Origin of the sequence: Actinotalea ferrariae, from assembly GCF_019733465.1 — a bacterium.
Classification (GTDB): Bacteria; Actinomycetota; Actinomycetes; order Actinomycetales; family Cellulomonadaceae; genus Actinotalea; species Actinotalea ferrariae_A.
Genome location: NZ_JACVQL010000207.1, coordinates 1 through 7,008, shown reverse-complemented (window position 1 = coordinate 7,008; position 7,008 = coordinate 1). Strand labels below are relative to the sequence as shown.

General features: G+C 75.3%; 6 protein-coding genes. All 6 read right to left on the bottom strand.

Annotated elements, in window-relative coordinates; genetic code table 11:
- The coding region (locus ICW40_RS15585) for an SDR family NAD(P)-dependent oxidoreductase (protein ID WP_308121850.1) at window positions 1-107 on the bottom strand (107 nt) is incomplete at its 3' end.
- A gap of 26 nt (window positions 108-133) precedes the next feature.
- Window positions 134-2,266, bottom strand: coding sequence for a SpoIIE family protein phosphatase (locus tag ICW40_RS15580; RefSeq protein ID WP_308121849.1), 2,133 nt, complete (start codon window positions 2,264-2,266; stop codon window positions 134-136).
- Between the two features lie 79 nt (window positions 2,267-2,345).
- The gene (locus ICW40_RS15575) at window positions 2,346-3,548 is read right to left on the bottom strand and encodes a bifunctional 2-methylcitrate synthase/citrate synthase (protein ID WP_221654931.1); all 1,203 of its coding nucleotides are present in this window, start codon (window positions 3,546-3,548) and stop codon (window positions 2,346-2,348) included.
- 69 nt (window positions 3,549-3,617) lie between these two features.
- On the bottom strand, window positions 3,618-4,520 hold the full coding sequence (gene prpB, locus ICW40_RS15570; RefSeq protein WP_221654930.1) for a methylisocitrate lyase: 903 nt from the start codon (window positions 4,518-4,520) through the stop codon (window positions 3,618-3,620).
- A complete protein-coding gene (locus tag ICW40_RS15565) occupies window positions 4,520-6,046 on the bottom strand; it encodes an MmgE/PrpD family protein (protein WP_221654929.1) in 1,527 nt (508 codons plus the stop codon). Before ICW40_RS15565 ends, prpB begins: the two co-directional genes overlap by 1 nt.
- A complete protein-coding gene (locus ICW40_RS15560; RefSeq protein ID WP_221654928.1) occupies window positions 6,043-6,693 on the bottom strand; it encodes a GntR family transcriptional regulator in 651 nt (216 codons plus the stop codon). Before ICW40_RS15560 ends, ICW40_RS15565 begins: the two co-directional genes overlap by 4 nt.
- Window positions 6,694-7,008 lie beyond the last annotated feature (315 nt).

Here is a 7,008-nt window from a genome sequence, read left to right as displayed (position 1 = left end):
ACCTCGCGCAGCGCGGCGGCGTCGCGCGCGGCGAGCACGAGGTCGGCGCCCCGCTCGGCGAACGCGTGCGCGACCGCGCGGCCGATGCCGCTGGACGCACCGGTCACGACGACCACCTGGCGAGGCACGCGCGTCAGCCGGGCGCCGGTGCCGTGAGCCGCACGGCCGCGACCGCGACGTCGTCGCCCGGGCGGTCCGGCAGCACGCGTGCCAGCAGCTCGTCGCACAGGGTCTCGAGGTCGGTGCCCGCGAGCGCACCGAGCTCGGTCGCGAGGCGCGCGACGCCGAGGCTGTACCGCTCGCCCCGCCGCTCGACCAACCCGTCGGTGAAGAGCAGCAGCGTCGAGCCGGGTGCCAGCACGGCCGCGTGCTGGCTCCGGGTGCGCAGCGGGTCGATGCCGAGCAGTAGGTCGGGCGAGACGCCGGGGGCCTCCCCCAGGTCGCGGACCTCGCCGCCCGGGTCCAGGACAAGCGGCGTCGGGTGGCCCGCGCTCGACCACCGCAGCACCGCGCCCTCGCCGGCGCCGCGGTGCTCGATCTCGGCGACCAGGACGGTGGCGGTGAGGTCGATCTCGAGGGTCCGCAGGGCCGTGTCCAGGCGGCTCAGCAGGTCGGCCGGGCCACCGCCCGTCGTCGCCGCGATCCCGCGGAGCAGCGCGCGCGCCTGCCCCATCGCCGCCGCCGCCTCGATGTCGTGGCCCACCACGTCGCCGATGACGAGGCCCAGCACCCCGGGACGCACGCGGAAGACGTCGTACCAGTCGCCGCCGACGCGGGCCGCCTCGGCCGCGGGCTGGTAGCGGACCGCGATCTGCAGGCCCTCGACCCGGGGCGGCTCCGTGAGGAGCGACCGCTGCAGCCCCTCGGCGACGCGTCGCTGCTGCTCGTAGAGGCGAGCGTTGTCGAGCGCGAGGCCGGCCCGGGCGGCGACGTCGGTCGCGGTGCGCAGGTCCGCCTCGAGGCCCGCCGGGTCCCGCTGCCGGCGCCCGGCGACGTCGTAGAGGCTGAGCACGCCGAGCACGCGCCCGCGGGCGCGCAGGGGCAGGACGACGACGTCCGTGGGGGCGAGCTCGTCGAGCACGTCACGCGCCTCGCCCGGCCCGAGCATGTCGCCGATCAGCTCGGTGACGCCGCCGCGCACCACCGACGGCGTGCCGGCCGTGAGCGCCTCGTGCACCAGGGAGTGGTCGCCCAGCCGGCCGAGGCGGTGCGCCGCGTACCGCCCGACGTCGGCGCGCCGAGCCTCGTCCTCGTGCCACCAGCCGACGTCGCGCACGCGCGGCATGCCCGGCCGCGAGCCGACGTCGTCCACGAGCGTGACGATGCACCACTGCGCGAGCGTGGGGACCACGAGCCGGGCGAGCCGTGCCACGGCCTCCTCCGCGTCGAGGGTGCCCGCGAGCTCCGACGCCACCTCGACCAGCAGGCTGCTGCGCTCCATGGCGCGCTCGAGCTGCTGGTCCGCGGCGCGCCGCGCGCTGACGTCGTGGAAGTAGACCGAGAGCCCGTCCGGGTCGGGCCATGCGCGCACCTCGAACCAGGCGTCGAGAGGCGCGGGGTAGTAGGCCTCGAACGACGTCGGCGTGGAGCTCGCCATGGCGGCGCGGTACGCGCGTTCGAACTCGGAGCCGACGGCGGCCGGGAACAGGTCCCAGATGACGCCGCCCAGGAGCTCCTCCCGGGTGCGACCGAGGACGCGCTCGGCCTCGGCGTTGACGTAGCTGAACCGCCATCGCCGGTCGAGCGAGAAGAAGGACGTCGTCATGGACTCGAGCACGCGGCCGACGCGCGTCTCGCCCTCGCGCATCACCGTGGTGTCGTAGGCCGCGCCGATCAGCCGGGCCGCGCGGCCGCTCGGCCCGGCCAGGGCGCGCCCTCGCGCCTCGACCCACCGGACGTCGCCGGACGGCCGCACCACGCGGTACTCCGCCTCGTACTCCCCGCACCGCTCGACCGCGCCGAGGAGCGCCGCGTCGACCCGGTCGACGTCGTCGGGGTGCAGCCGGGCCCGGAACGCCTCGATCGTCTCGTCGAACTCGCCCTCGGCGTAGCCGAAGAGCTCGCGCAGCCGGTCGTCCCAGACGAGGCTGCCCGTCTCGAGGTCCCAGTCGAAGGTGCCGATGCCCGCGGCCTCGACGGCGAGGTCGGAGCGGATCCGGGTCGCGGCGAGGTCCACGGCGACCGCGTCGAGCACCGGGCGCGCGTCGGCCGCCGGCTGGTCGGCCAGCAGGGGTACCGCGCCGCCCGGCTCGTCGTCCCTGGTCACTCAGCCTCCCGCTCCGGGCCCTGGTGAGCCGCCGTCATCCTCTCCGACGTGGGTCGTGCGCGCATGCGCTCGCGCGACCTCAGCGAAGGTGGCGCTCTGCCGGGCCGGTGTAGGCGCTCAGCGGGCGGATGAGCGCGTTCGCCGCACGCTGCTCCGCCACGTGCGCCGTCCACCCGACGACCCGGCTCGCGACGAACAGGGGCGTGAACGTCGCCGTGTCGAACCCCATGAGGTGGTAGGCCGGTCCCGACGGGTAGTCGAGGTTGGGGAGGATCCCCTTGCGCGCCGTCATCGCGGCCTCGAGCGCGTCGTAGAGCTCGCCCAGGTCCGCCCGGTCGGTGTGCTCGACGAGGCGGTCGAGCGCGGCCTTCATCGTGGGCACGCGTGAGTCGCCGTGCTTGTAGACCCGGTGCCCGAAGCCCATGATCTTCCGCTTCGAGGCGAGCGCCTCGTCGAGCCAGGCCTCGGCCCGCGACGCGTCCCCGACCTCCTCGAAGGTGGCCATGACGGCCTCGTTCGCACCGCCGTGGAGGGGGCCCTTGAGCGCGCCGATCGCGCCGACCACGGCCGAGTGCAGGTCCGCGAGGGTCGACGTGATGACGCGTGCCGTGAAGGTCGAGGCGTTGAAGGAGTGCTCGGCGTACAGGATCAGGGACACGCGGAAGGCGTCCAGCACGACGTCGTCGGGAAGGTCGCCGAAGGTCATGTGCAGGAAGTTCGCGGCGTACCCGAGGTCGTCGCGCGGCTCGACGACGTCCTGGCCGCGACGCCGTCGCTGGTCGTACGCGATGACGGCGGGCAGCCGCGCGAAGAGCCGGAGCGAGGCGTCGGCGAGCTGCGCCTGGTACGTCACGTCGTCGGGCGGCTCGTGCGCACCCATGACGCTCACCGCGGTCCGGACCACGTCCATCGGGTGCGCCGTGGTGGGCAGCGCGTCGACGGCGGCCCGGACGTGCGGCTGGAGGGCGCGGTTCTCGCGCTCGGTGGCCTCGAGCGCGGCGAGCTCGTCGGTGTCGGGCAGCTCGCCGTGCCACAGGAGGTGCGCGACCTGCTCCATCGAGCACCGCTCCGCGAGCTCCTGGACGGGGTACCCGCGGTACAGCAGCGAGCTGCTCACCGGGTCGACCGCGGACACCTTCGTCGTGTCGACCACGACGCCCACGAGGCCCTTGCGGACGTCCGGCGCCTCGGGCGCCTCTCGCCCGCCCTGCTGGGGCTGCTCGCCCTGGTGGGACTCGGTGTGCTCGCCGTTGGTGGGCCTGGCCTGGTCGGACTGCGTCATGACCGCTCCTTCGCGTCTCATGCGGGTGGGCCGGAGCGCACGCGGGCGGACCCGCGTGCGCGTCGGAGGTCAGCCGGCGTGGCCGGTCGAGGTGAAGACCGTCTCGTCGAACCGGCTGTAGCCGGCGTAGTCGAGGAGCTCGTAGAGCCGCGTGCGCGTCTGCATCTGAGGCACGAGCGGTTCGAGCGTCCCCTCCGCCGCGAGGGTGTCGAGCGCGCGCTCGGCGGCGCCCATCGCGATCCGCAGGAGCGAGACGGGGTAGATGACGATGCGCACGCCTGCGTCGGCGAGCTGCCTCGTCGTGAGCAGGCGCGAGCGGCCGAACTCCGTCATGTTCGCGAGCACGGGCACGTCCACCGCCCGGCACACCGCCTCGAGCTCGCGCTCGTCGGCCATCGCCTCGGGGAAGACCGCGTCGGCGCCCGCGTCGACGAGCCGCCGGACGCGGTCGACGGCGGCGTCGAGCCCCTCGATCGCGCGCACGTCGGTGCGGGCCATGATCAGCAGGTCCGGGTCGCGGCGCGCGTCGACGGCGGCCCGGACCCGCCGCTCGGCGGTCTCGAGGTCGACGACCTGCTTGCCCTCGAGGTGCCCGCACCGCTTGGGGTTCACCTGGTCCTCGACGTGCAGCCCGGCGACGCCCGCGTCCTCGAGCACCTGGACCGTGCGGGCCACGTTCATCGGCTCGCCGAACCCCGTGTCGGCGTCGACGAGCACCGGCAGGTCCGTGGTCCGGGCGATCTGGGCGCTGCGGCCCGCGACCTCGGTGAGCGTCGTGAGGCCGATGTCGGGCAGCCCGAGGTCGGCCGACAGCACGGCACCGGAGACGTAGACGCCCTCCATCCCCTTGTCCTGGATGAGGCGCGCCGACAGGGGGTTGAAGGCGCCGGGGAAGCGGAGCAGCTCACCGGAGGCGAGCCGGCGACGCAGCTCGGCGCGCTTGGCGGCCGGCGTGGTGGCGGAGTGCAGCATCAGAAGATCCCCTCGGGCAGCGGACCGTCGAGCGCCTCGGTCGAGGCGGTCAGGGTGAGGCCGGCGAGCTCGTGCGGCGCGAGCTCGGGCAGGCGCTCGGCGAGCGCGAGGAAGCGGTCGACCTCGGCGTCCGGCGCGACGCCGTCGGCCATGGTGCGGAGCTTGTCGACGTACTGCTCCCGGCCGAACGGACGTGCGCCGAGCGGGTGCGCGTCGGCGACGGCGATCTCCTCGACCACGCGGGTGCCGTCCGTGAGCACGGCCTCGACGCGCGCGCCGAACGCCTTCTCCGCCGGGTCGGTCGAGTGGTAGCGCCGCGTCCACTCGCGGTCCTCGCGCGTCGAGACCTTGCGCCACAGGGCCACCGTGTCGGGGCGCGCGGCGCGCTCGGGCGCGTAGGAGTCGACGTGGTGCCAGCGGCCGTCCTGCAGCGCCACGGCGAAGATGTACGGGACCGAGTGGTCGAGCGTCTCGCGCGTCGCCGTCGGGTCGTACTTCTGCGGGTCCCCCGAGCCGGAGCCGATGACGTGGTGCGTGTGGTGGCTCGTGTGCAGCACGATCTCGGCGACCCGGTCGGGGTCGGCCAGCTCGGGGCGCTCGTGGTGGAGCCGGCGCGCGAGGTCGATGAGCGCCTGCGACTGGTACTCCGCCGAGTGCTCCTTGGTGTACGTCTCGAGGATCGAGCGGCACGGCTCACCCCGTGCGGGGAGCGCGACGTCGTACGCGGCGTCCGGCCCGTCGAGGAGCCACGCCAGCACGCCGTCCTCCCCCTCGTAGATCGGCGTGGGCGACGTCTGCCCGCGCATCGCACGGTCCACCGCCTCGACCGCGACCTTGCCCGCGAACGCCGGCGCGTACGCCTTCCACGTCGAGATCTCACCCTTGCGGGACTGCCGCGTCGCCGTCGTCGTGTGCAGCGCCTGACCGACGGCGTGGAACGTGACCTCGGGCGGCAGCCCGAGCAGCGAGCCGAGCGCCGTCGCGGCCGACGGTCCGAGGTGCGCGACGTGGTCGATGCGGTGCTTGTGCAGGCTGATCGCGCGTACGAGGGCGACCTGCACCTCGTACCCCGTCGCGAGGGCCCGCACGACGTCGGCGCCGGTCAGGGACCGCCGCTCGGCGAGGTGCTGTGCGACCGCCAGCACGGGCGGGATGTTGTCCCCCGGGTGCGAGTAGTCCGCGGCCAGGTAGGTGTCGTGGTGGTCGAGCTCGCGCACCGCGACGCCGTTGGCCCAGGCGGCCCACTCCGGGCTGACCCGTTCGGTCGCGGGGAGCCCGACGACGGTCGCGCCCGGCCGGTACGGGTGCGCGAGCGCCTGCGCCCGCGCGGCGACCACGGGCCGGCGGCCGACGGACGCGATCGCGACGGCGGCGTCGTCGATGACGCGGTTGACGACCATGTCGACGACGTCGTCGGGCAGGGGCGGTCGGTCCGCGGCCAGCTCGGCGAAGGCCCACGCGAGCTGCTGCTCGCGCGGGAGCCGGTCCGCGCTCGGGTGGACGCGGACGTGGTGCACACGGGTCATCGGGCTGCCTCCAGGCTGGTCAGGACGTTGGCGAGGGCGAGGCGGAGGTGCACCGCGGTGGCGTGGACGGCGAGGCTCTCGTCGCGGTCGGCGATGGCCTCGGCGATGAGGCGGTGCTCCGCCGCCGCGGCCCGCAGGCGGGCGGGGTTGTCGGACGCGAGGCGCCGCGCCCGGGCGACGTGCGGGCGCAGGGCGGCGAGGGCCGAGCGGAGGTACGGGCTGTCCGTCGCGTCGTCGACCGCGGCGTCGAGCGTGGCGACCAGGCCGTAGTAGTGGTCCCCGTGCGGATCCGCCTCGTCGCCCGGCTCGGGCGGCACGACGGCCGCGAGCTGCTCGGCGAGCGCGGCGAAGACCTCCGGCCGGCAGCGGCGGGCGGCGAGCCGCGCGGCCTGCGTCTCAAGGGCCTCGCGGAGCTCGAAGAGGCGCACCACGTCGACCGGCTGGATGTCCGAGACCGTGAGCGTGCGGCCGCGGCCCACGACGGCGAGCCCGTCGGCCCGGAGCCGGCTGAGCGCCTCGCGGACCGGCGTGCGCGAGACGCCCCAGCGCTCGGCCTGCTCGACCTCGCTCAGCTCGGCGCCCGGGCGCAGGCGGCCGGCGACGATCTCCTCGCGGAGGGCCGCGTAGACCCGGTCACCGGCACGCACCCCGCCAGCGTACGTCCGGGGCACGCTTCTGTATACAAGACCGGCTCACGCAGGTCGCCAGGACCGCCATTCGGCCGTCTGTGCATACATCGGCGCGGCTCGTGGCGGGATGTCGGAACGATCTGAGATCTTGTCGCGACCGCGCGGCAGGAGGCCGGGCCGGGGAAACGGGGGCGGCGTGGCACAGGGACAGCGGTCGGCGACAGGTCCGAGCCGGATGGGCGCGGCGAGGACGCTGCGGGCACTGCGGTCCGCAGGGACGCCGGACGGCGCCCGGCGCCCGCGCAGGCCGCGTGCGGCGCGCCGCTGGCTGGC